This is a genomic window from Streptomyces sp. NRRL WC-3742 (assembly GCF_000720635.1).
GTDB lineage: Bacteria > Actinomycetota > Actinomycetes > Streptomycetales > Streptomycetaceae > Kitasatospora.
Genome location: NZ_JOCF01000095.1, coordinates 1 through 22,585, shown reverse-complemented (window position 1 = coordinate 22,585; position 22,585 = coordinate 1). Strand labels below are relative to the sequence as shown.

Here is a 22,585-nt window from a genome sequence, read left to right as displayed (position 1 = left end):
CCCCCGCCCCCAGCCCCGCACCCGCACCCGCCCTGGTGAGCACCGACCTGACCGTCGGCGGGATGACCTGCGCCGCCTGCGTGGGCCGGGTGGAGAAGCGCCTGGCGCGGATCGGGGGCGTGAGCGCCGGGGTGAACCTGGCGACGGGCCGGGCCCGGGTGCTGCACCCGGCCGACGTCCCGGTCGCCGACCTGGTCGCGGCCGTCGAGCGCGCGGGCTACACCGCCGAGACGGCCGCCCCCGGCGCCCCACCGACGCCCCGGGAGGAGGAGCCGGAGGAAGGCCGTCTGCTCCTCGCCACCCTCCTCGCCCTCCCCGTGCTCGCCCTGTCGATGGTCCCCGCCCTGCAGTTCCCCGCCTGGCAGTGGGTGTGCTTCGCCCTGGCCGTCCCGGTGGTCACCTGGGGCTCGGCGGGCTTCCACCGCCGGGCGCTGCGCGGACTGCGGCACGCCACCGCCACCATGGACACCCTGGTGAGCCTCGGCGTCGCCGCCTCCTTCGGCTGGTCCGCGTACGCGCTGTTCCTCGGCGGCGCCGGGGCGGTGGGCATGCGGATGCCGTTCTCCCTGACGGCCACCGGCGGCGCCGCCCACGTGTACCTGGAGGCGGCGGTCGGCGTCCCCCTGTTCGTGCTGGCCGGTCGCCGCCTCGAGGCCCGGGTGCGGCGCAGCGGCGGGTCCGCTCTGCGGGCGCTGGCGGAGCTGGGCGCCAAGGAGGTGTGCCTGCGCGGGGAGGACGGCGCCGAGCGGCTGGTGCCGGTCGAACTCCTGCTGCCGGGCCAGGAGTTCGTGGTGCGCCCGGGCGAGCGGGTGGCCACGGACGGGGTCGTGGTCGAGGGCGGTTCCGCGCTGGACCTGAGCCTACTGACGGGCGAGAGCGTCCCGGTGGAGGTCGGCCCGGGGGACGCGGTGGCGGGTGCGACGGTGAACGTCGGCGGCGCACTGGTGGTGCGGGCGACGGCGGTCGGCGCGGACACCCAACTGGCCCGGATCACCGCCCTGGTGGCCGAGGCGCAGGCCGGGAAGGCCAAGGCGCAGCGGCTCGCGGACGCGGTGGCCGGGGTGTTCGTGCCGTGCGTGCTGACGGTGGCGGCCTGTGTGCTGGGCTTCTGGCTGGGCGCGGGCGCGGCCTCTCAGACGGCGGTGACGGCGGCGGTCGCGGTGCTGGTGGTGGCCTGCCCGTGCGCGCTGGGCCTGGCCACGCCGACGGCCCTGTTGGCGGCGACGGGGCGGGGCGCGGAACTGGGGGTGCTGGTGCGCGGCCCCGAGGTGCTGGAGAGCCTGCGCCGGGTGGACACGGTGGTGCTGGACAAGACCGGCACCCTGACCACGGGCCGGATGGCCCTCACCGACGTCACCACCGTCCGTGGCACCCCCGCCGACGAGGTGCTCCGGCTGGCGGGCGCCGTCGAGCACCGCTCCGAGCACCCGATCGGACGGGCCGTCGCGGCGGCGGCCCTCGAGCGCTGCGGCGCCCTGCCGCCCGTGGACGGCTTCGCGGCCACCGCCGGGCTGGGCGTCCGCGGCACGGTCGAGGGCCGCGCCGTCCGCCTGGTCCGCCCGGACGCGGCCGCCGCTCCCCTCCCGCCCGAGCTGGCGCGGGCCGTGGCGGCGGCCGAGGAGGCGGGCCGCACGGCCGTCCTGGTGGAGGTGGACGGGCAGGCCGAGGCCCTCCTGACCGTCGGCGACACCGTACGGGCGGGCAGCTGGCGGGCACTGCACCGGCTGCGCGGGCTGGGCCTGGAACCGGTGCTGGCGACGGGGGACGGCCCGGGGGCGGCGCGGGCGGTGGCCCGGGAGCTGGGCATCGAGGAGGTGCACGCGTCCGCCTCTCCGGAGCGCAAGGCGGAGCTGGTGGCCGAACTGCGGGCCGGGGGGCGGCGGGTGGCGGTGGTCGGCGACGGCGTCAACGACGCGGTCGCGCTGGCCTCCGCCGACCTCGGGGTGGCGCTGGCCTCGGGCAGTGACGCGGCGATCGGCGCGGCCGGGCTGACGCTGGTGCGCGGCGACATCGAGACGGTGGTGGACGCGGTGCGCCTGGCCCGGCGGACGCTGGCGACGATCCGGGCGAACCTGCTGTGGGCGTTCGGCTACAACCTGGTGCTGATCCCGCTCGCGGCGGTCGGCCTGCTGAACCCGATGCTGGCGGCGGTGGCGATGTCGCTGAGTTCGCTGCTGGTGGTGGGCAACAGCCTGCGCCTGCGCACCTGGCAGCCGGGTCGGGGACGGAGGCCGAAGCGATGAGGCTCCCCGACCGCGTCACCGCGATCGCCCCGCCGCTCGGGGCCGCCGTGCTCGCGCTGGCGCTGCTGACCGGCTGGACGGCCGTCGGCGGCGCGGGCCGCGCCCGGCCGGTGGAGGCCGCCGGCCCCGGCTGGGTGCTGCTGCCCACCGCCGGCGCGGCCCCCGCCACGGCGGCGTTCTTCACGCTCCGCAACCCCGGGGAAATACCCGACGAACTCACCTCCGTGGACTGGCAGTTCGGCGGGCGCCCCACCCTCAAGCGCCACCTGCACCAGGGCGCGGCCGGCCGCTGGGAGCCCGTGCCCGCCCTGCCGGTGCCGCCCGGCGGGGAGCTGGCCCTGACCCCGGAGGACGCGGACGTGCTGATCGCCGACCCGCCGCCGCTGACGGCGGGCCAGTGGGTGGAGTTCACCCTCCACTTCCGCCACAGCCCCTCGCTGCGGGTCTCCGCCCAGGTCCTTCCGCCGGGCGCCCGCCCACGATGACGAACCGGGGCCCGGCGTCCACTCCCCTGTGGTGGACGCCGGGCCCCGATCACACACCCCGCTGGGCCCGGACAGGGCCTACCGCAGCGCCGTCACCACGGACGCCAGGTCCAGGTCCGCGATCGCCGGGTCCGCGAGCAGAACCTGCCGGGCGGCCCTCAGCACCGGCCCGCCGCCGGCCAGGCCCAGGTCCTTGGCGGCCAGCCGCACCGGGAAGTCCGACTCCTTGTTGCGCGCCCGCGCGACCGGCCCGGCGAGCGGGCCGTTCGCCAGCACCTCGAGGGCCAGCTCCTGCGGGACGCCCAACCCCTGGGCGACGTCCAGCACTTCGGCGACCACCGTGACCGAGGCCACAATCCCGCTGATCACCACCACCTTCAGCGCCGCCCCCGCGCCCGGGCCGCCGCAGCGCCGCACCGTGCCGAGGTGTTCCAGCACGGGCTGCGCGCGCTCCAGGTCTGCGTCCTCGCCGCCGACGCAGACGGTCAGCTCACCGCGCGCCGCCAGGCCGACACTGCCGAGCACCGGCGCGTCCACCATGCCGACACCGTCGGGCAGTTGGGCGCGCAGGTCGGCGGCCGCCGCCGGGCCTACGGAGGACATGTCCACCCACAGCGCACCCGGCGCCAGGGAGGGGGTGAACCTCCCGGCGACCTCGGCCACGGCGGCCGGGTCGGACAGCATCGTGACGACGAGGTCCGCGCCCTGCACGGCCTCGGCCGGGCTTCCGGCCTCGGTGAGGCCCTCCGCCCTGCCCGCGGAGCGGTTCCAGACGGTCAGTTCGTACCCGGCGGCGGCGAGGCGACGGGCCATCGGCAGGCCCATGCGGCCCAGCCCCAGAAACGCGATCTTCTTTCCCATGGCCACCACGCTAGGCAGGGCCGAGCCAGGCGACAAGCGAATGTCCGGCATGGTAACCATGCGGGATGGACATGGCTTGGCTGGACGTCTTCCGCACCGTCGCCCACACGGGCTCCTTCACCGCCGCCGGGGAGCGGCTGGGGTACACCCAGTCCGCGATCTCCCGCCAGATCGCCACCCTGGAAGCCGAGTTGGGCACCCCGCTCTTCGACCGGATGGCCCGCGGAGTGCGGCTGACCGACCACGGACGCGCCCTCCTCCCCCACGCCGAGGCCATGCTGGAGCGCCTGGACACCACCCGGCGCGACCTCGCCGCCCTCACCGACCTCAGCGCCGGACGGCTGCGGGTCGGCGCCTTCGACAGCGCCAACGTGGCCCTCGTCCCCAGCGCCCTCGCGGCCTTCCGCTCCGCCCACCCGCAGGTGGCGATCAGCCTGACCGAGGGGCTCTCGACGCCCCTGCTGGAACTCCTCGGCGAGGGCGCCATCGACCTCGCCCTTCTCGCCACCTTCCCCGAGGCCGCCGAAGAGCCGTACGACAGCGGTCAGTTCGAGCTCAGGCTGCTCACCGAGGACCCGGTGATGGTCGCCCTGCCGCGCGGGCACCGCCTGGCGAGGCGGCGGCGCCTGAGGCTGGCCGAACTCGCCGACGAGTCCTGGATCGCGGCCCGCCGCAACCCCGAGACCACCCTCCTCGCGGCCTGCGTGCGCGCCGGGTTCCGGCCGAGGATCGAGTACGCCGTCGCCAACTGGACCGCCAAACTCGGCCTGGTCGCCGCCGGCCTGGGCCCGACCCTGATCCCGTCCCTGGCCGTCCCCGCCGCCCGCCCGGACATCGTCCTCCTGCCCCTGCACCCGGACGACACCCCCGTGCGGCACGTGTTCACGGCGGTGCGGCGCGGGCAGCGGATGCCCCCGGCGGTGGCGGCGTTCACGGAGTTCCTGCGGGCCGAAGTGAGCGGCCCGAGGTAGGGACGCGTCACTGGAGAACGGCCACCGTCACCGGCTCCAGCCGTAGCCGCCGGAACCGGCCGGGCGGCGGCGCCTCCGCCGTCGGGCCGAACCAGACCCGCACGTCCTCCCCGGTGCGGACGGGCAGCGCCGGGAAGTCGTTCTCGGCGTGCTCGGCACGGTGCAGCGCATGCCCCGGGCCCAACTGCCGGGCGGCGTACGCCTCGAAGGCGTCCGCGTCCGAGGGGTGGCAGACCGTCGCGACCACCTCGCGGGCGCCCGGCTCGGGCAGGAAGCCGGGGCCGCGCAGCAACAGGACGTCGTCACTGTCGACCATGGTGGCGTTGGCGACCTCCCGGTGCGCCCGCCAGATCGGCCCGGTGTAGAACGCCTCCAGCGCCCGCCGCCGGGCCGCCATGTCGGGGAAGGAGCGCAGCCAGACGAAGCGGTCCGGGTCGTCGAGGTCGCGGAACCGGCCGCCGAGGGTGATGCCGACCGCCTCCTGGCCCGTCACGAACTCCCGCTCGAACAGGGCGATCAGCGTCTCCCGGGCGCCGGGGTGCAGGGTGTACTGCCGCAGTTCGACGATGCTCCCGCTCATGCGCCGGCCGGCCCGGTGCGGGTGAGGTCCATCGTCCAGTTGAGCTCCCAGGTGCGGCCGCCGTCGCCGGAGAACTCCTGCTCCCAGCGGGCGGCGTCCGGGCCGAGGCGCAGCCAGGTGAAGTGCACCCCGATCGGGCGGCCCTCGTAGGTGTCCTCGCCGTGGAAGTCGCCGCGCTCGCCCGTGAAGCCGCCGACCACCGGGGGGTCGAGCCGTCCCGTGCGGCTGTCGGACCAGTGGATCGACCACTGCCGCGCGGCGCGGTCGAACAGCCGCAGGGTCGCGCCCTGGCGGCCGAGGGTGGGGAAGGTGATCTCGTCGATGTTGCCCGCACCGCCGAACAGCGGCCGCACCACCGCGTGCCCGGGGAACTCCACCCAGGTGCCCGGGCCCGTTCCGAGCGGGGTGGTGAGACGGCGGTTGGCCACGTCCCAGGAGCCGTGCAGGAAGTCGAAGTCGTGCGGGAGGTCGAGGTCCTGCGGGAGGTCGAAGTCGTTCATGCGCCGCAGGCTAGGGCCACTCCACTGACATCTCCTGTCAGTGGAGTCGTGGATCACGTGGATACTGGGCGGTATGCGCGCGAGTCGGCTGGTCTCCCTGCTCCTGCTCCTCCAGAACCGGGGCCGGATGACGGCCCGGCAGCTCGCCGAGGAGCTGGAGGTCTCCGTCCGCACCGTCTACCGGGACGTCGAGGCCCTGGCCGCCGCCGGCATCCCGCTGTACGGCGAGGCCGGTCACGCGGGCGGCTACCGGCTCGTCGACGGCTACCGCACCCGCCTGACCGGGCTCACCGCCGACGAGGCGCAGGCCGCCTTCCTCGCCGCGCTCCCCGGCGCGGCCGACCAGCTCGGCCTCGGCGAGGCCCTCGCCACCGCCCAGCTCAAGCTGCGCGCCGCCCTCCCCCCGCAGTTGCGCGAGCACGCCGGACGCATCCAGGAACGCTTCCTGCTCGACGCCCCCGGCTGGTACGGCGACGCCGACGCCACCCCCCACCTGGCCGCCGTCGCCACCGCCGTCTGGACGCGGCGCGCCCTCGTCCTGCGCTACCGCCGCTGGCGGGCCCCCGAGGAGATCGAGCGCCGGGTGGAGCCGTACGGTCTGGTCCTCAAGGCCGGCCGCTGGTACCTCGTCGCCGCCGGGCCGTCCGGCAACCGTACGTACCGGGTCGACCAGATCGGCGAAGTCCGGCTGCTGGAGGAGGAGTTCGACCTGCCGGACGCCTTCGACCTGGCCGCGTACTGGACCGGCTACCTCGCCGACTTCCAGGCCCGGCTGCACACCGGGGAGGCGCTCGTCCGCCTCGGCCCGGAGGGCGCCCGCCGCCTCGGAGTCACCCCGACGGGCACCGACGGATGGACGACGGCCCGGGTGCCCATCGAGTCGATCGACCACGCGCACGGCGAGTTCCTGCGCCTCGGCGCGGAGGCCGAGGTGCTGGAACCGGCCGAACTGCGGGAGCGCATCGCCGCCACCGTCCGCACCCTGGCGGCCCGCTACACCACGTAGGACGGCGGCGGAGCCCCCACGACCCCGCCGCCGAACCCCGCCGAACCCCGCCGAACCCCCGGCCCCGGACCCCGCCCTACCTGAACAACTCACCCCTGAGGCACGACCGCCACCGGAGCCTCCGCGTGGTGCAGCGCCGCGTGCGCGACCCGCCCCAGCCGCGGCCCGAACTCGATCGGGCGCCGCCGCCGGCCGACGACCACCAGCGCCGCACCCGCCGACGCCTCCACCAGCCCGCGCGCCGCGCCGAGCCGCACGTCCTCCACCACCTCCACCTCGGGGTGCTGCTCCCGCTGCACCGCCACGGCGAGCGACAGCAGCTTCGCCTCCAGGGCCTCCAACTGCTCGACCTCCGTCGCCGGCACCGCACCGCCCGCGTAGCCGAACATCGGCGGCAGGTCCCAGCCGTGCACGGCCCGCACCCGGGCCCCGCGCAGCGCCGCCTCCCGGAACGCGAAGGCGAGCACCTCCTCCTCCGGACTGTGCGCGTCCACCCCGACGACGACCTCGCCCGCGCCGCCCTCGACAGTGCCGCCCTCGCCCGCGCCGCCCTCGTACGGCTCCCGCACCACGACCACCGGCACGGCGCTGCGCCCGGCCACCGCCATGCTCACCGAGCCCAGCAGCAGCCCGCTGAACCCGCCCAGCCCGCGCGAGCCGAGCACCAGCAGCTCCGCCTCGCCCACGGGCACGGCCGCGACCAGCCCGTCCACCGGGGCGTCCAGGACGGCGTCGGTGCGCACCTCCAGTCCGGGGTGCCGCTCGCGGACCTCCGCGGCGGCCGCCTCCAGGGTCTGCAGCGCGGCGGCCGGCAGGTCGCCCGGCTCGGCGAAGGACGACACGCCGTCCGTCAGCCACGGCCAGGCGTGCAGCAGCCGCAGCACGGCCCCGCGCCGCAGCGCCTCCCCGGCCGCCCAGTGCGCGGCCGTGGTGCTCGCCGGCGATCCGTCCACTCCGGCCGCAACGATGCGCGTCATGACTTCCTCCACTGTCTCGGTCACCGACCCGGGCTCCCCGGCGGCCGTACGGCCTGACGGCCCGTCCATTCGTCCGCCCCCACCCTCGCGCCCACGCGCGGCCGGGCACCAGAGCCGCAGGACCCGGGCAGGACGGGACGAAAGGCCCGCCCGCCGCCGTACGCCCGCACCGTACGCCCCACCCGCGCCTACCGCCCCGCGACACCCGGGCACTACCGTGAACCCGGCGATCCCGCTGGTCGGACGGCTCCTCAGCCCGTCCCGGCTGCGCCTGGACGAGCCGCAGGGGCACATGGACGCCGCGCGCGGCACCCGCCTCATCTGGGAGGCCCCGACCGGCCCGTGAGCGGCGCCGTACTCGGCCGCCGTGCTCAGCGGCCGTACGCCTCCGGCAGGCGCACCCAGACGTCGGCGGGCCCGGTGACGGCCCGGGCGTCCTCGGGCTCCAGACCCGCGAAGGCGCAGGCGTAGGCGACGGCCCGGCCACGGTAGAGGTAGGCCGCGAGCACCTCCTCGGGCCCGTCGCCCGGCCACGGGCCCCCGCCGGGGTGGAGGTCCCAGCTCTCCACCTTCCCGTCGCGCTGGATCATCCCCTGGTTGCCGCTCTTGGGGTTGGCGTAGAGGGCGTACCCGACGGTGCCGGGGGTGAGGGCGGCCGCGGCCCCGGCGGTGTAGGGCGCGTAGCCCCAGGGCTGGGTGACCACGCACCCGCCGGGCACGGTCGTGACCCCGGCGAGGCGCAGCCCGTCGCCCATCGGGTACGCCCACGGCTGCTCCAGGAACTCGTCCATGTACTCCTCGTCCTCCACGGGCTCCGCCCCCAGGCGCCGGATCGCCTCCGTGGCGTCGATGCCCGCGACGCAGGCCAGGCCCGTGCCCTCGACGTGGAGCTTCCCGAGCGAGGCGGTGAGCCGCCGGGCGCGCTCGACGGCCGCCCGCTCGGCCGCCGACAGGCCGGGCTGCCCGTCGGGCAGCGGGAACAGGTCCGGAACGGGCCCGGCGAGGGCGAGCCGCCCCGGGGACCATCCGCCGAGCTCCGCCTTCCAGGGATCGGCACCGGCCGCCACCAGGGCCCGGGCGTTGTCGGGACGGTCCGCCGTCACGGCCTCCCAGAGCGCCGTCGTCCCGCCCTGGTCGGTTGCCCCCAAGTCCGGGACATGGCGGGCCAGTTCAGCGACGCCCTCCGGAGTGCCGTACACGGCCACCTGGCGCAGAGGAGACCAGCTCCCGCCGGTCGGGTCCGGGTCGGCGCCCGCCGCCAGCCGGGCGCGGATCTCGCCGACGTCCTGCCGGCCGCCCCGGTGCAGCCCGTCCCAGTTCGCTGTCATACCCGGACGGTGACACAAGGCTCTGACAACCGCCCTTGCGCGAAGTACCGTAGCGGGGTGGACGAGTTGAAGCCGCCGACCGAGGGCATGACCATCAGCGTCTGGTCCCGGCAGGACGTGGTTGTCGTCGATCCCGAGCGCTTCATGGCGGCCGCCCGGGCGGCCTTCCGGCAGCTCTACCCCGACGTCCCCGAGGAGGCGGTCGCCGACCACCTCGCCGACGTCCACGACGCCGCGTTCGCCCTGTTGGATCTGCACGGCCGCCTCACCCCCGACCCGCCCGGCACCACCGCGGGCCTGCCCGGGCGCCGGCTCACGGACCGCGCCGACGGGCTCTCCCCGGCGGGCGACCGCGTCGAGATCGTGCTCAACCTGCCGCGACCGCTACAGGATTACGGCTGCTTCGGCCCCGAGGACGCCTTCGCCCGGCCCACGGACCCGCCCTCCTGACCCCGCCGTAACGCCGGGCCGACGGGCACGGGGCACAGGGCACGGGGCACGGGGCACAGGGCACGGGGCACGGGGCACGGCACAATCGGGCCGTGGGAACGGATGTTCATGGCTTCGTGGAGTGCCACACCTGGGGCCGGACCGGTCGTCTGGTTCGAGGAGTAGGCCGCAGCCTCCCCCGTCCTCGGGCGGACCCTACGACAGCCGGCGGCCGAGGACACGCCCACAGCGCCGACAGGGCCCGGCCTCCGGCACCACCGGAGGCCGGGCCGAAAGGGCAGGAGCCGACGCCCGCTACCCGGCGGCCAGCCTCAGGATCTGCCCGCGTTCCAGCGCCGCGTACACCGTGCCGTCCGGCCCGACGGCGATGCCGTGCGGCTCGGCACCCTCGCCCGGGACCGGGTACCCGTCCAGGCGCCCGTCGGCGTCCAGCACCCCGATCCGGCCGGCGCCCCACTCGGTGAACCAGAGCCGCCCGTGCGCGTCGGCGGCGATCGCGTGCGGCTTGGCGCTCCGGTCGGCCAGCCGGTACTCACTCACCTTCCCGTCCACGGTGATCCGCCCGACCAGCCCGCCGCCGATGCCGACGTACCAGAGTGCGCCGTCCGCCCCGGCGGTGATGCCGACGGGCGCGGTGCCGCCGGTGGGCAGCCGGTGGAGCACCACCTCGCCGTCGGTGCCGATCCGCGCGACCGTGTCGGCCTGGTTGAGCGTGCACCACAGCGCGCCGTCCGGCCCGGCCGTGATCATCGACGGGAAGGCCCCGTCCAGCGGCAGCGCGTACTCCGTGACCTCGCCCTGCACGGTGATGCGCCCGATCCGGCCCGCGTTCAGCTCCGTGAACCAGAGCGCGCCGTCGGGCCCGGCGGCGATCCCGTACGGTCCCGCGCCCTCGGTGGGCAGTTCGAAGGCGCTCGCCTCGCCGTCGACGGTGATCCGCCCGATCCGGTGGTCGCGCATCCGGCTGAACCAGAGCGCGCCGTCCGGCCCGGCCGTGATCACCGCCGGGCCGCTCCCGGGCGCGCCGAGCGCGTACCGCGTCACCGTGCCGTCCGCCGACAGCCGCCCGATCTCCCCGCCGTGCACCAGCGTGAACCAGACGTCGCCGTCCGGCCCGACGGTGATCCCGTACGGCCCCGCACCCTGCGGCGCGGCGTCGATCAGTTCCAGCACCCGTCGCATCCCAGCCCCTCCCGATGATCCGATCCCGCGACCCTCACACGACGGCCCCGCCCCCGGCAACGACTTAACCCTCCGTACGTCCCGTACGTCCCGTACGTCCCGCGCGCCCCGGTCCGCCGCGCAGCACGGAGATCACTCCGACCCCCGCCGCGCACACCGGCACCGCCAGCAGCGCCCCGATGATCCCGGCGATGCCCGAGCCCGCGACGACCGCGACCATGATGGTCGCCGGGTGCAGCTCCACCGTCCGGCTCTGGATCACCGGCTGCAGGATGTTCCCCTCGATCATCTGCACGGCGAGCACCACCCCGAGCGCCCACAGCGCCGTCCCGAGGCCCCCGTCCGCGAGCGCGACCAGCACGGCGACGGTGCCGGACAGGAACGCCCCGACGAAGGGGATGTACGCGCCGATGAACACCAGCGCGCCCAGGCCCGGTGCGCCGGGCACGCCGAGGGCCACCAGGCCGATGGTGATGAAGCCCGCGTCGATCAGGGCGATCAGCGTGGTGCCGCGCATGAAGCCCGCCATCGCCTCGAAGGCCCGTTCGGCGCAGGCCGTCACGGTGGCGGCGGCGCGTTCGGGCAGGTAGGAGCGGATCGCCTCGGGGGTGCGGTGGCCGTCGCGCAGGAAGAAGAACACCAGGGCGAGTGCCAGCACCCCGCCGGTGACCAACTGGGTGAGCAGCCCGAGCCCGGAGAGCACGCCGCTGGTGAGGGTGGAGACCAGCGAGTTGGTCTCTCCCTTGGCGTTGCCCAGCGCGTGCTCGACCTTGGCGCCGAGGGGCCCCAGCCAGTCGGCGAGCCTGCGCCCGGACTCCTGGAGCGACTCGGCGATCTGCGGGGCGCTGTGCACCAGGGAGTTGACGAGCAGGGCGATCACCCCGCCGACGGCCACCACCAGCACGGCGCAGGTCAGCCCGGCGGCCAGGCCCCGCCCGACGCCCCGGCGCACCAGCCAGGGCACCACCGGGTACAGCAGCGAGGCGCCGAGCAGCGCCAGGACGAACGGCACGGTGGCCGCCCGCAGTTCGACGAGCGCGAACACCGCCAGCGAGGCGACGGCGATCAGCAGCACCACCGCCGCCGACCAGGCCGCCGCCTGCCGCAGCGCGGGTGGCAGCATCAGGTACGGTCGGCGGCGGTCCTCCGGGGGCCTGCCGGGCTCCACGGTCACGGGCCACCTCCGCCGGGCGTCGTCGACTCGGTCCGAACCGACTCAGCTCAGCAGACCCGGCCGCGCGCTGCCCGCCGAAACCCCCCGAACGGGTGTCAGAAACCCTCAGGGGCCTTCAGGGGCCCTTCAGGTCAGGGCCCTTCGAACCGCACCGAGCCGCCCACGCCCCCACCCCCGCCCGCGAAGGCCAGCACCCGCCGCGCCTCCGCCTCGGCGGCGTCCAGGTCGGCGGCGCGCAGCCGGACGAAGGGCTCGACGACGACCTCCTGCTCCCCCGTCAGCCGCCAGGTGCCGGCGACCGTCCCGTCCACCAGCAGGGTGCCGGACACGATCCCGTTGACGCTCATCACCCGCGTCCGGTACTCCTCGGGCAGCACCCGGCTGCGGTCGGCGTGCGAGAGCACCAGGTTGTCGAAGGGCGCGACCAGCCGTACGGGCGCCGGCGCGTCCTCCCCCGGCCGGGGCGCGTCCGGCAGGTCGTACAGCAGCCGGCCCTGCTCGTCCCGGAAGGTCAGCAGCCCGGGCGCCAGCCTGGTCAGGACGGCGCCGAGGCCCGTGAGGCCGCACCACTTCTGGACGTCCTTGACGCTGGCCGGGCCGAAGGCGGCCAGGTAGCGCAGGACCATCGCGTCCAGCGAGGGCTGCGGGTCGAGCGGGCGGCCCAGCCAGGCTTCGGCGGTGGTGTGCGCGGCCGCGCCGCCGCGCCCCCAGATGCCGCGCGGCGGCACCTGGACGAGCGCCAGCCGGCAGCGGGCGGCCTGGGCGAGCGCCGCCGGGTCGCGGTCGGGGCGGGTGGCGGCGAGCAGGTCGCCGAGTTCCTTGAAGGTGCGCGGCCGCTCCTCGACCAGGGCCCGGGCCTCGGCCGTGACCTCGTCGAGGTCGAGGCCGACCAGCCGTTTGCCGTGGTTGCCGCCGAACCCCTGGTCCAGGACGGGCTGGAGCAGCGGGCGCAGGCTCAGGCAGTCCTCGGCGATGACGAGGTGGATGGTGGCGCGCTGGAGGGCGATCCGCACCACCTCCCGCTGCTCGATCAGCTCGCTCAGCTGCTCGGCCCGGAAGCCCTCGAGCCGGGAGAGCAGCCCGAGGTAGGGCGGCTGGGGCGCGGCCTGGGCCTGCAGCCCGCCGAGGTGGTGGATCATCGCGGCGGGCGGCAGGTCGCTGCGCTCCAGCAGGTGCTGACGGGCCAGCAGGGCGCGGCCGAGTGCCCGGGTGGAGAGCGTGGGTTCGCTCACCGGCGGCCGTCCAGGACGGAGCGCAGCACGGAGATCCGGTTGCTGGTAATGGAGGCGGCCCCGGCCTCGCGCAGCCGGCGCATGGTGCGGCGCAGGTCGGCGGTCCAGGTGGAGACGGCGAGGCCCCGGTCGGCGGCCTCCCCGACGAGGCGCGGGGTGACCAGTCCGAAGGGCGGGTTGAGGAAGCGGGGGCGCAGGTCGTCGAGCAGGGGGCGCCCGGGCAGCCGGGGCTGCTTCCAGGTGAGCGCGATCTCGGCGTCGGGGCTGAGCGCGCGCACGGCGAGCATGGCGGTGGCGGGGCCACAGAAGGCGACGTGCCGTTCGGCGCCGAGGCCCGTGACGACGGACCAGGTGGCGGCGGCCGGGCCGGGTTCGTCCAGGTCGATGAGGAGCCTGGGCCCGTCTGCGGCGGCGATGGTCCTGAGGGCCTCGGCGAGGGTGGGGACGGCCAGTTCGCCCCGGCACAGGTCCTCGAGCTGTTCGGTGGTGACGCGCCCGATGTCCCGGGCGTCGCCCCAGAGCCGTTCCAGGGTGCGGTCGTGCAGCAGCACGGGCACCTTGTCGCGGGTGAGCTGGACGTCGATCTCGACGGCGTCCGCGCCGGCGGCGATCGCGGACGCGATCGAGGGCAGGGTGTTCTCGCGGTACCGGTACGGGTCGCCCCGGTGGGCGACCGCCAGGGGCTTCGGGTTCTCGGGGCTCATCGGATCCTCCCGGCCGGCCAGGGGGTGAGGTCGTGGGCGCCGATGCCCTCGCGGTAGCCGTCCTCGCCGGGGACGGTGACGACCGGCCCGGCGAAGGTCCGGTCGCGGCCGATGTCGTGCTGGGCGCGGACCTCGCGGCCGGGGCGGGCGGCGAGCTCCTCCAGGGCGAGCACGGCGCTCTGGGTGGTGGGCAGGTGCGGCATCCGGGCCTCTCGTTCGAAGGTGTCTGCGCGACGGCGTGAGCCGAAAGACACGGCCTAGCGCGGTTCGACCATCACATTGGTCGACTTGATGACGGCCGTGGCGGGCGCGCCGGGCACCAGGTTCAGTTCCTCGGCCGACTCCCGGCTGATCAGGGAGACCACCCGGAACGGCCCGGCCTGGATCTCCACCTGGGCGGCCACGTCGCCGAGCTTCACGTCGGTGACGATCCCGGGGAAGCGGTTGCGGGCGGAGGAGGGGCGGCCCTCGGCGCTCTCCTGGCGGGACAACTCCCGGGCGAAGGCGGCGAGTTCGGCGCCGGGGATGATCCGGTGGCCGTGCTCGTCGCGCTCGGCGGCGAGCCGTCCGGCGTCCACCCAGCGGCGCATGGTGTCGGCGCTGACGCCGAGCAGCGCGGCGGCCTCGCCGATCCGGTAGGGGTTGACCGCGCCGGCCTGGCCCATGTGCGACTCCTGACGGTGGTTCTCGGGACGGGGGGTGCGCGCCCCCGCTGCCATCCTGCCGTAAGCGGATCAGGGTTCGCCGAAGAGGTCCCGCCGTACGGCGTCCCCGGCGGTGAGCACCGCCCCGGCGAGGACGGCGCCTCCGCCGGCCGTCCCGGCGCGGACCTCGGTGCGCAGCGGGGAGAGCCCGGACAGGCGCGCCTCGACGCGTCCGGCGAGTTCGGCACCGCCGGCCCGGCCGATCTCGCCGCCGAGGACCACGCAGCCGGGGTCGAGCACGACGCACACGGAGGCGGCGCCGATGGCGATCCGCCCGGCCAGTTCGTCGAGGAAGGCCCCGCCGGGCCCGTCGAGGCTCTCCAGTGCGGCCCGGACGGCGCCTTCGGCGGCGGGCGCGTCGTCGGCGGGGTCGGCGGGCAGGCCGTGGGTGCGGGCGAGGGCGCAGAGGGCGGCGCTGCCGACGAGGCCGTGGAAGCCGCCCTCGCAGCTGTCGGCGCTGGGCAGGGCGGTGGTGCCGGGGACGGGCAGGAAGCAGATCTCGCCGGTGCCGCCGGAGAAGCCCCGGCGTAGCCGCCCGTCGATGACGACGGCGGCGCCGACGCTGTGGCCGAGCCACATCAGGACGAAGGTGTCGCGGTCGCGGGCGGCGCCGAGGCGGTACTCGGCGCGCCCGGCGAGGTTGACCTCGTTCTCCAGGATGACCTCGGCGTGGGGCAACTCCCGTAGGGCGGCGAAGAGTTCGCCGTGCCAGGCGGGCAGGTCGCCGGTGCTGACCAGCCGCCCGGTGGCCGGGTCGACGAGCCCGGGGGCGCCGACGGCGACGGTGTGCAACCGCTCGACCCCGGCGCCGCGCGCCGTCTCCCGCAGGACCTCGACGATCCGCGCGGCGGTGTCGGCTGCGGCGGTGTCGGGTGCGCCGCCGCCGTCGACGGGCACCTCGGCGGTGGCGAGGGCCCGCCCGGCGAGGTCGGCGACGACGAGGCTGACGCCGCCGGAGCGGACGTCGAAGGCGGCGATGTGGGCGCGGGAGGCGACGAGGGCGTACACCCGGGCGTTGGGACCGCGCCGCCGTTCGCCGCGTTCGCCGACGACGGCGACCAGGCCCGTGCGCTGGAGGCGGTCGAGCAGGTCGGCGACGGTGGGCCGGGACAGGCCCGTGAGGTCGCGCAGCTCGGTGGCGGTGAGGGGGCCCTGTTCGAGCAGCAGGTTGAGGGCCAGCCGGTCGTTGATCGCCCGGGCGGTGCTCGGCGTGGCCGTGCGCGCGGTGGTCATGGCCGGTCATCCTTCCAGAGGCTTTTTATCAGGATCCCTTCCTGATAATTTAGCGAACCGTCGCCCGAACGGGAGGGAACGCCGGATGACACACCCCACCGCCCCCGCACTCGAACCCCCGCAACCGCTCGACGCCCCGCGCCGCGCCCGGACGGGCATCGCGCTCGTCTTCGCCGTGCACGGAGCCGTCGGCGGCACCTTCGTCACCCGCATCCCCTGGCTCCAGCACCGCCTGGACCTCTCCCCCGGCCAGCTCGGACTCGCCCTGGTGATGCCCGCCATCGGCGCCTCCCTCGCCATGCCGCTCGCCGGCCGCATCGTGCACCGCTACGGCGGCCGGGCCGCGGTGCGGGGCCTGCTCGCCCTGTGCTGCCTGACCCTCGTCCTGCCCGCCCTCGCCCCCTCGCTGCCGGTGCTGTGCGCCGTCCTGCTGCTGTACGGCGCCGCGGCGGGCATGGCCGACGTCGCGATGAACGCCCAGGGCGTGGAGATCGAGGAGCGCCTCGGCCGCTCGATCATGTCCGGGCTGCACGGCATGTGGAGCGCGGGCGGGCTGGTCGCCTCCGCCTTCGGCATCCTCGCCGCCCACCTCGACCTCGACGCGCGCCTCCAGTTCCCCGCGACGGCGCTGGCGCTGCTGCTCCTCGCCCAGCCCGTCTGCGCGGGCCTGCCCGACATCCGCGCCGGGGAGGAGGCCGAGGCGCCGCCGCGCTTCGCCCTGCCGCCGCGCAGCTCGCTGGTCATCGGCCTGGTCGGCTTCTGCGCGGTGTTCGCCGAGGGGGCCTCGATGGACTGGAGCGGCGTCTACCTGCGCGACGTCACCGGCTCCTCCGCCACCGTCGCCGCCGCCTCGTACACGGCCTTCGCCCTCACCATGGCCGCGGCCCGCCTCGCCGGGGACGCGGTGATCCACCGCCTCGGCGCCGTCCGCTCCACCCGCCTCGGCGGCGCCGTGGCCACCGCCGGGGGCCTGCTGGTCGTCGCCGCCGACCACCCCGCCCTGGCGATCCCCGGCTTCGCGCTGATCGGCGTCGGCGTCGCGGTGATCGTCCCGCTGGCCTTCGCCGCGGCCGGGCGCATCGGCACCAACGCCAGCCAGGCCATCGCCGGCGTCGCCACCGTCACCTACACCTCCGGCCTGATCGCCCCCGCCGTCATCGGCGCCCTCGCCCAGGCCACCTCGCTGACCGTCTCCTTCGGCCTGGTCACCCTCCTCGTCCTCGCCATGGCACTGGGCGCCGGTGCGCTGCGGCTGACGGAAGAGCCTTCCGCCCCGGACCTCCTGGCCACGGCGCCACCGGACATGCCTTCCAGAAAGGACGTCGACGCACGGTGAGGGGCACTCCCACCGGAATCCCCCGGCGGACGGTACGGGGCGGGGTCAGCTCCAGTCGAAGGTCAGGAGGGCCAGTCGTTCGACGGGCTCGAAGAAGAGCAGAATCCAGTCGGCGCCCGTGCGGCGGTAGTGGTAGCCCGGCACGGCCGCCACGAAGCGGAACTCGCGCCCGGCCGGGCTGACCGGCCGCGCCTCGTCCTCGGCGTACTCCAGCGGGAAGAACCCGGTCTCGGACCAGTTGCCGCCCTCGTCGGCGCCGCCGAGCTGGTCGAGCAGGGCCACCGCCTCGTCGGACCCGTGGAGCGGCGCGCCGTCGGCGTCGAGCATGAGCAGCCTGCCCTCGCGGCGGAACGAGTCCCGGTGCAGGCGATAGCTGTGCTCCTCCCCGCGGCAGTGCTCCTCCAGCTGGGCACGGAAGCCCTCGCGGGGATCGGGCAGTTCGTCGGAAGTGGTCGCCCGGGCGAAGTAGCGGACGTCGCCGAGCAGCCGGTAGCGGTCGCCCTCCAGTGCGAACCCGATCCAGTTGGTGGTCTGCAACGGTGAGTGGAAGGCCCCGGTGTGGTCGCCGAGGTAGCCCTCCGCCGGCTCCAGCGGGCTGAGCAGGTGGATCCACCCGTGCCAGGCCGGGTCGACCCGGGCGAGCTCGATCGAGATCAACGGGTGCAGGTGCTCGGCCAGTTCGACCTGGTCGGCGACGAACACGTCCGTGGGCTCGGGGTAGACCCGCAGGCCCGGCCCGGCCGTCATCACATCTTCCGGCATCCCCGGATCCTTCCACGGCCGGTCCGGTCGCGGCGAGGAAACGTGCACGGTCCGCTCCGCCGCGCCGGGACCACCCTGTCGCACGGCCGGGTCACGCTCCCGCCCGCCTCATCTGAGCGCGTACCCGCAGGTACCAGACGAGCGTCGCCGTCCCGACGAGCAGCATGACCACCGAGGCCACCAGGGCGAACCAGTCCACCGCGTTCCGGCCGAGGGTGTTCCAGAAGCCGATGCTCGACGGCAGGGCGACGAGCCCGGTGTCCTGCGGGTCGTACACGACGGTGACGGACTGGCCGTTCCTGATGTCGCTCGTCACATAGGCCAGTTCCGCTTCGACGGACCGCCCGTCGGATGCCGCGAAGCGCACCCGGCAACGGGAGTTGGCGGAGGCGGAACCGTCGTCGTTGCTGCCCACCGACACGCACTCCGTGACGGCTCCCCGCACGTGGACACCGCGACCGTTGAGGACCGTGGCCACATGGCTGTCATGCGGTATGAGGTAGGCCACCGCCAGGACGAACAGCAGCAGCCCGCACCCGAGCATGGCCATGGACGCGCGTCCCATGCCCCGGTGGTAACTGCGCACGAATACCGGTACCGCGTCCATGCCTCTACTCCCCCTTCGGAGCTGCCGTTCCGGCTCGGCGCCGGGGATCGGCTCGGTGAGGGCGCACCCTCCCGGCTGATCGTCTCAGACGTCACCGAGCGGGCCGCAGCGGCGAACCGGGGAACGCGCGTGCGTCGAACGGGGCCCGCTCCGGCGCGGGAGCGGGCCCCGGGGTCCTGGCCCGCCGGTCAGAACCCGATGATCTGCAGGCTCGCGCCGGAGGTCACGTAGAAGGTGTGGCCGTCGGGGCCGAGCGCCAGCTCGCCCGCGCCGCTCAGCCCCGTGACGCCCTCGCCGGGGACGACGGTGTTCGTGTCGGTGTCGATGGAGAGGACCTTGGAGCCCTGCGCGACCGTGTAGAGCCGGGAGCCGTCGCCGCTCGGCAGCAGGGACCACGTCGAGCGGCCCGACTCGACGGTGAAGGTCGAGTCGACGGTGCCCGTGGCGAGGTCGACGACCGCTCCCGCGCCCGCGGAGTCCACCTGGTAGAGGCGCGAACCGTCGGGGGACGCGGCCAGGGCGGCGAGCCAGCCGCCCGCACCGGCGAGGGTCTTCTCCAGGAGCGGGGTGTCCGTGCTCGTGTCCAGGAGCGACAGCCCCTCGTCGGTGGCGATGTACGCGTCGCGGCCGCCCGGCCGTACGGCGATGCCCCCCGCGTACTTGCCCGGCACCGTCACGGCGGCGGTGTACGCCAGGTCCTCCGCGGAGAACTGCAGGATGCGGGCACCCTCCAGGATCGGGCGGTTGGGCGGCTTGGGGCCCGCCTGGGCGACGAAGACCCGCGACCCGTCGTCGCTGACGGCCAGCGCGCTCAGGCGCCCGGTGGTCGTCCGTTCCGGGTTGGGCCGGGGCTGGTCGGGGGCCTCCACCCTGGCGATCACGGTGTTGGTGGCCGTGTCGACGACGGCCAGCATGGACAGTTGCAGGTGCCGGCCGAGCCCGTAGAGCACGTAGGCCCGCGAGCCGTCCGGGCTGACGGCCACCTGCCCGACCTGGACCTCGAACCCGGAGTTCAGCACCACCTCCGCGGTGACGGCTCCGCTCTGCGTGTCGACGACGTCCAGACGGGCGCCGCCCGTCTGGCTGCCGACCGAGACGTACGCCTTGCGCCCGTCCGGGCCGACCGCCACCGAGCGCGCCCCCAGCTTCAGCTGCACGGTCTGCGGGACGCCCCGCACCGGCCCTTCGCCCCCGTCCGTCGTACGCGCACCGGCCGTGCCCGCACCAGCCAGCAGCAGCACCCCCGACGTGACCAGCGCACCTAACCAACGAGCCTTTGCAGCAAGCGAGTTCACGTGCTTCCTCCCCTTGGAACACCGCGCTGCCCGCGGTGGAGGGCACACCCTACGGGCCGGGTCCGGCCCCGCCAAGACCCGCTGCCCACACCGCCTCCACACCCCGGCCATCGGGCGGGCACAGGAGCCGGGTTAGGCTCGGCGGGTGCCCGCGACCGAAGCTCCCGCCGCCGAGACCGCACCCGCGCCCTCGGCCGACCCGCTCGCCGAGGCGCCGCGGAGCCGGGCGGCCGCGTGGTGGCGGCTCGGGGTGCTGGTGGTGCTGCTGGGCGCCGCCGCCGGGTCGCTGCTGCTCTGGAGCCCGGCCGAGGTGCTCGACGGCGGGCTCGCCGACCGGCTCCCCGTCTACTGGTTCGCGCCGCTGTTCGCCCTCGTCTACGCCGTCGGCACCCTGGCCTTCGTGCCCCGACCCGCGCTGAACGCCGCCGCCGGACTGCTGCTGGGCATCCAGGAGGGCGTGGCCCTGGCCGTCGCCGGGACGACGGTCGGCGCGGCGATGGCCTTCGGCCTGGGCCGGTGGCTCGGGCGCGAGGCGCTGCGCCCGTACCTGCGGGGCAAGGTGCTCGGGGCGCTCGACCGGCGCTTCACCGAGCAGGGGTTCCGCAGCGTGCTGGTGCTGCGGCTGCTGCCGGGCATGCCGTTCCAGGCGGGCAACTACGGCGCCGCCTTCTCGGGGGTGCGCTTCCTCCCGTTCGTCCTCGCGACCCTGATCGGCGTGGTGCCGACCACCGCCGTCTACGTGGCGGCGGCGGCCAGCGCGAGCCGCCCGGGTTCGACGGCGTTCCTGGTGTCGGCCGGGGGCGTGGCCGTGTTGGTGCTGGGCACCCTGGTGGGGCTGTGGCGCGCCGCCGTGGCCCGCCGCCGGAGCCGACACGCCGCCGCGGCCTGACCGAAAACCGCTCGCCGGGCGGGGGCGCACCCGCCAGGATGACCAACCATGACCGAACTCGAGAAGCGGATCGATCCGCCGATGGCGGCCGACGAGGCCCCCATGCTCCACGCCTGGCTCGACTACCACCGCGCCACCCTCGCCCTCAAGTGCGAGGGCCTCACCGACGACCAGCTGCGCCTGCGCTCCGTTCCGCCGTCCAACCTCTCCCTGCTCGGCCTGGTGCGGCACATGGCCGAGGTCGAGCGGTACTGGTTCCAGGTGATCCTGCTGGGCGAGGACATCACCGTGAGCCACTACTGCACGCCGGAGAACGAGGACGGCGACTTCGACGACGTGGACACCGCGGACGTCGCCGCCGACCTCGCCGTCTGGCGCGCCGAGGTCGAGGCGTCCCGCCGCGCGGCGGCCGCGCTGTCGCTGGACACCTTCGGCATGCAGCTGCGCCGGGGCGAGGAGGTGACGCTCCGCTGGATTCTCGTCCACATGATCGAGGAGTACGCCCGGCACAACGGACACGCGGATCTTCTGCGGGAACTCGTGGACGGCTCGACCGGCGAGTGAGCCGTGATCCAACGTGGGTGAAATCGTTTCCGCATTGTTGACAGAAGGTCAATTAAGCGGTGACCGTGACCGATATGGTCTACGCGCGCAACCGTACGGTGCACCTTCGCGTCGCTGATGGTGCCCGGGCTCGCCCGGGAATCCGGCACGGCGCGACTCGTACGGAGGCCGCGAGCGGGCACAGGACCGGTGAACAGTGCGATACTCGGACAGTTCCGACGAGTGGATGACGTGTCAAAAAGGACACGCACCCCCGGGGGACCAGGACGGGACGAGGCAGGGAGGCGCGGCATGGGAGCACTTCGCGACGAGCACCACAACGGGTGGCTGATGCCCTCGGGGAACTACCCGGCCGCGGTGTACGAGGACGAGTGGGGCGATCAGGACACGATCCCGGCGGTGCCGGCACCCGCGAAGATCGTCTCCCTCCGGCCGACCGGCTTCGAGGCCGCGCGGACGGTGGGCGAGCACATCCGGGCGAGCATCCCGGTGGTCATGGACCTCACCGAGATGAGCGAGGCCGAGGCCAAGCGCATGGTCGACTTCGCCTCCGGGCTGATCTTCGGCACCCGCGGCGGCATCGAGCGGATCGCCCGCCGGGTGTTCCTGCTCACCCCGGCGGACGTCGAGGTCACGGTGATCGACCGGCCGCTGGACGACACGGGCTTCTACAACCAGAGCTGAGCCACCACCAGAGCTGAGCGAGGCCGCGACCGAGCGGCGCCCCACCGGGGACGGCACACCCGCCGTCCCCGGTTTTTTGCTGCCCTCCCCCGCGGCCTCACTACGCCAGTAGTGGCACTACTTCCGTAGTGCCACTACTGGCGTAGTACACACTCACGGGCCAGATGAGATTCACGGGGTAATTCTGAGACATCCATGTCTCATTTGCTCTACACTCGACCCATGGCCACCGACCGCGACACCGTCCTCGAAGCCGCCGTCGGCGTACTCTCCCGCCGCCCGGGCGCCCACCTCGACGAGATCGCCCGCGCCGCCGGCATCAGCCGCGCCACCCTGCACCGACTGTTCCCGGGCCGCGAGGCGCTGATCCGCGAGGTCGGCCTCCTCGGGCTGCACCGCTTCGCCGCCGCCCTGGACACCGCCGCCGTCGACGACGGCGACGCCGAGGCCGCCCTGCGCCGCCTCGTCGACGCCTCCGTGCCCGACGCCGCGCTCTGCGCCTTCCTGGCGGGCGAGAACCAGCTCTACGAGAACGAGGACATCAACGACCTCTGGGAGGTCCAGATCGCCCGGCTGCACGCGCTCTTCCTGCGCGGCCAGCAGCAGGGCGTCTTCCGGATCGAGCTCAGCGCCGCCTGGCTGAGCGAGGCGTTCTTCGACCTCGTCGCCGGCATCGGCTGGTCCATCCAGGACGGACGCCTCGCCCCCCGCGACGCCGCGTTCTCCCTGGCCGAGCTCTTCCTCGGCGGCGCCCTGCGCCACCCCGGGGCCCCCGGTGTACCCAGTACACCCAGAGCCCCCGAAACCCCCACCCCCCC

General features: G+C 75.2%; 26 protein-coding genes. 11 read left to right on the top strand and 15 right to left on the bottom strand.

Annotated features, from left to right (window positions below; translation table 11 throughout):
- The first annotated feature begins 32 nt into the window (after nucleotides 1-32).
- Both IH61_RS0136215 and IH61_RS0136210 read left to right on the top strand, forming a co-directional pair.
- Complete coding sequence (locus tag IH61_RS0136215; RefSeq protein ID WP_031077915.1) at nucleotides 33-2,243, top strand: heavy metal translocating P-type ATPase; 2,211 nt, start codon at nucleotides 33-35, stop codon at nucleotides 2,241-2,243.
- Nucleotides 2,240-2,728 (top strand): copper chaperone PCu(A)C, encoded by a 489-nt coding sequence (locus IH61_RS0136210; protein ID WP_031077914.1) that lies wholly within the window; start codon nucleotides 2,240-2,242, stop codon nucleotides 2,726-2,728. Before IH61_RS0136215 ends, IH61_RS0136210 begins: the two co-directional genes overlap by 4 nt.
- Before the next feature lie 78 nt (nucleotides 2,729-2,806).
- Here IH61_RS0136210 and IH61_RS0136205 read toward each other — a convergent pair whose 3' ends face one another.
- Nucleotides 2,807-3,589, bottom strand: coding sequence for an NAD(P)-dependent oxidoreductase (locus IH61_RS0136205; RefSeq protein ID WP_031077913.1), 783 nt, complete (start codon nucleotides 3,587-3,589; stop codon nucleotides 2,807-2,809).
- 65 nt (nucleotides 3,590-3,654) lie between these two features.
- On the opposite strand from IH61_RS0136205, the gene IH61_RS0136200 reads away from it, so the two are divergent.
- Nucleotides 3,655-4,560 carry a LysR family transcriptional regulator gene (locus IH61_RS0136200; RefSeq protein ID WP_031077912.1) on the top strand — a complete coding sequence of 302 codons (906 nt, stop codon included), beginning with the start codon at nucleotides 3,655-3,657 and terminating at the stop codon, nucleotides 4,558-4,560.
- Nucleotides 4,561-4,567: 7 nt separating this feature from the next.
- Here the strand turns inward: IH61_RS0136200 and IH61_RS46510 are convergent, their stop codons facing one another.
- Both IH61_RS46510 and IH61_RS46505 read right to left on the bottom strand, forming a co-directional pair.
- Nucleotides 4,568-5,140, bottom strand: a complete 573-nt coding sequence (locus tag IH61_RS46510; protein WP_037973821.1) for an NIPSNAP family protein — start codon at nucleotides 5,138-5,140, stop codon at nucleotides 4,568-4,570.
- Entirely contained in the window at nucleotides 5,137-5,640 is a 504-nt protein-coding gene (locus IH61_RS46505; RefSeq protein ID WP_051838626.1) for a hypothetical protein, read from the bottom strand. The genes IH61_RS46510 and IH61_RS46505 overlap by 4 nt, the downstream gene beginning before the upstream one ends.
- A 73-nt stretch (nucleotides 5,641-5,713) precedes the next feature.
- Between IH61_RS46505 and IH61_RS0136185 the strand changes: the two genes are divergently transcribed.
- The gene (locus tag IH61_RS0136185; protein WP_031077906.1) at nucleotides 5,714-6,646 is read left to right on the top strand and encodes a helix-turn-helix transcriptional regulator; all 933 of its coding nucleotides are present in this window, start codon (nucleotides 5,714-5,716) and stop codon (nucleotides 6,644-6,646) included.
- Between the two features lie 89 nt (nucleotides 6,647-6,735).
- Here IH61_RS0136185 and IH61_RS0136180 read toward each other — a convergent pair whose 3' ends face one another.
- Nucleotides 6,736-7,623, bottom strand: a complete 888-nt coding sequence (locus IH61_RS0136180) for a universal stress protein (protein WP_031077904.1) — start codon at nucleotides 7,621-7,623, stop codon at nucleotides 6,736-6,738.
- Between the two features lie 217 nt (nucleotides 7,624-7,840).
- Between IH61_RS0136180 and IH61_RS49825 the strand changes: the two genes are divergently transcribed.
- Nucleotides 7,841-7,969 (top strand): hypothetical protein, encoded by a 129-nt coding sequence (locus IH61_RS49825; RefSeq protein ID WP_267884090.1) that lies wholly within the window; start codon nucleotides 7,841-7,843, stop codon nucleotides 7,967-7,969.
- Between the two features lie 25 nt (nucleotides 7,970-7,994).
- On the opposite strand, the gene IH61_RS0136170 is transcribed toward IH61_RS49825, so the two are convergent.
- On the bottom strand, nucleotides 7,995-8,951 hold the full coding sequence (locus IH61_RS0136170; RefSeq protein WP_031077902.1) for an ankyrin repeat domain-containing protein: 957 nt from the start codon (nucleotides 8,949-8,951) through the stop codon (nucleotides 7,995-7,997).
- A gap of 57 nt (nucleotides 8,952-9,008) precedes the next feature.
- On the opposite strand from IH61_RS0136170, the gene IH61_RS0136165 reads away from it, so the two are divergent.
- On the top strand, nucleotides 9,009-9,401 hold the full coding sequence (locus IH61_RS0136165) for a hypothetical protein (RefSeq protein WP_031077900.1): 393 nt from the start codon (nucleotides 9,009-9,011) through the stop codon (nucleotides 9,399-9,401).
- A 294-nt stretch (nucleotides 9,402-9,695) separates the two neighbouring features.
- Here the strand turns inward: IH61_RS0136165 and IH61_RS0136160 are convergent, their stop codons facing one another.
- The 7 genes from IH61_RS0136160 to IH61_RS0136130 form a co-directional block, all read right to left on the bottom strand.
- Nucleotides 9,696-10,583 carry a virginiamycin B lyase gene (locus IH61_RS0136160; RefSeq protein ID WP_031077897.1) on the bottom strand — a complete coding sequence of 296 codons (888 nt, stop codon included), beginning with the start codon at nucleotides 10,581-10,583 and terminating at the stop codon, nucleotides 9,696-9,698.
- A 64-nt stretch (nucleotides 10,584-10,647) separates the two neighbouring features.
- Nucleotides 10,648-11,757, bottom strand: a complete 1,110-nt coding sequence (locus IH61_RS0136155) for an AI-2E family transporter (protein ID WP_234327486.1) — start codon at nucleotides 11,755-11,757, stop codon at nucleotides 10,648-10,650.
- Between the two features lie 131 nt (nucleotides 11,758-11,888).
- On the bottom strand, nucleotides 11,889-12,989 hold the full coding sequence (locus IH61_RS0136150) for a winged helix DNA-binding domain-containing protein (RefSeq protein ID WP_051838624.1): 1,101 nt from the start codon (nucleotides 12,987-12,989) through the stop codon (nucleotides 11,889-11,891).
- Nucleotides 12,986-13,693 carry a glycerophosphodiester phosphodiesterase gene (locus tag IH61_RS0136145; RefSeq protein WP_031077892.1) on the bottom strand — a complete coding sequence of 236 codons (708 nt, stop codon included), beginning with the start codon at nucleotides 13,691-13,693 and terminating at the stop codon, nucleotides 12,986-12,988. Before IH61_RS0136145 ends, IH61_RS0136150 begins: the two co-directional genes overlap by 4 nt.
- Nucleotides 13,690-13,896, bottom strand: coding sequence for a hypothetical protein (locus IH61_RS0136140; RefSeq protein WP_031077890.1), 207 nt, complete (start codon nucleotides 13,894-13,896; stop codon nucleotides 13,690-13,692). Before IH61_RS0136140 ends, IH61_RS0136145 begins: the two co-directional genes overlap by 4 nt.
- 54 nt (nucleotides 13,897-13,950) lie before the next feature.
- Complete coding sequence (locus IH61_RS0136135; RefSeq protein WP_031077888.1) at nucleotides 13,951-14,358, bottom strand: TOBE domain-containing protein; 408 nt, start codon at nucleotides 14,356-14,358, stop codon at nucleotides 13,951-13,953.
- 69 nt (nucleotides 14,359-14,427) lie between these two features.
- Nucleotides 14,428-15,630, bottom strand: coding sequence for an ROK family transcriptional regulator (locus IH61_RS0136130; RefSeq protein ID WP_031077887.1), 1,203 nt, complete (start codon nucleotides 15,628-15,630; stop codon nucleotides 14,428-14,430).
- An 85-nt stretch (nucleotides 15,631-15,715) separates the two neighbouring features.
- On the opposite strand from IH61_RS0136130, the gene IH61_RS0136125 reads away from it, so the two are divergent.
- Nucleotides 15,716-16,966: an MFS transporter gene (locus IH61_RS0136125; RefSeq protein WP_051838623.1), complete on the top strand. Its 1,251-nt coding sequence runs from the start codon at nucleotides 15,716-15,718 to the stop codon at nucleotides 16,964-16,966.
- 45 nt (nucleotides 16,967-17,011) lie between these two features.
- Here IH61_RS0136125 and IH61_RS0136120 read toward each other — a convergent pair whose 3' ends face one another.
- The 3 genes from IH61_RS0136120 to IH61_RS0136110 all read right to left on the bottom strand — a co-directional run bounded on the left by IH61_RS0136120 (nucleotide 17,012) and on the right by IH61_RS0136110 (nucleotide 19,576).
- On the bottom strand, nucleotides 17,012-17,728 hold the full coding sequence (locus IH61_RS0136120) for a hypothetical protein (protein ID WP_063763341.1): 717 nt from the start codon (nucleotides 17,726-17,728) through the stop codon (nucleotides 17,012-17,014).
- A 91-nt stretch (nucleotides 17,729-17,819) separates the two neighbouring features.
- Nucleotides 17,820-18,293 (bottom strand): DUF3592 domain-containing protein, encoded by a 474-nt coding sequence (locus tag IH61_RS0136115; protein ID WP_158845694.1) that lies wholly within the window; start codon nucleotides 18,291-18,293, stop codon nucleotides 17,820-17,822.
- 230 nt (nucleotides 18,294-18,523) lie between these two features.
- Complete coding sequence (locus IH61_RS0136110; RefSeq protein WP_158845691.1) at nucleotides 18,524-19,576, bottom strand: YncE family protein; 1,053 nt, start codon at nucleotides 19,574-19,576, stop codon at nucleotides 18,524-18,526.
- A gap of 199 nt (nucleotides 19,577-19,775) precedes the next feature.
- On the opposite strand from IH61_RS0136110, the gene IH61_RS0136105 reads away from it, so the two are divergent.
- The 4 genes from IH61_RS0136105 to IH61_RS0136090 all read left to right on the top strand — a co-directional run.
- Nucleotides 19,776-20,519, top strand: a complete 744-nt coding sequence (locus tag IH61_RS0136105; RefSeq protein ID WP_051838622.1) for a TVP38/TMEM64 family protein — start codon at nucleotides 19,776-19,778, stop codon at nucleotides 20,517-20,519.
- 48 nt (nucleotides 20,520-20,567) lie between these two features.
- The gene (locus IH61_RS0136100) at nucleotides 20,568-21,083 is read left to right on the top strand and encodes a DinB family protein (protein WP_031077874.1); all 516 of its coding nucleotides are present in this window, start codon (nucleotides 20,568-20,570) and stop codon (nucleotides 21,081-21,083) included.
- Between the two features lie 291 nt (nucleotides 21,084-21,374).
- Complete coding sequence (locus IH61_RS0136095) at nucleotides 21,375-21,767, top strand: cell division protein SepF (RefSeq protein WP_051838621.1); 393 nt, start codon at nucleotides 21,375-21,377, stop codon at nucleotides 21,765-21,767.
- A gap of 222 nt (nucleotides 21,768-21,989) precedes the next feature.
- On the top strand, nucleotides 21,990-22,585 hold a 596-nt coding region (locus IH61_RS0136090; protein ID WP_107057328.1), incomplete at its 3' end, for a TetR/AcrR family transcriptional regulator.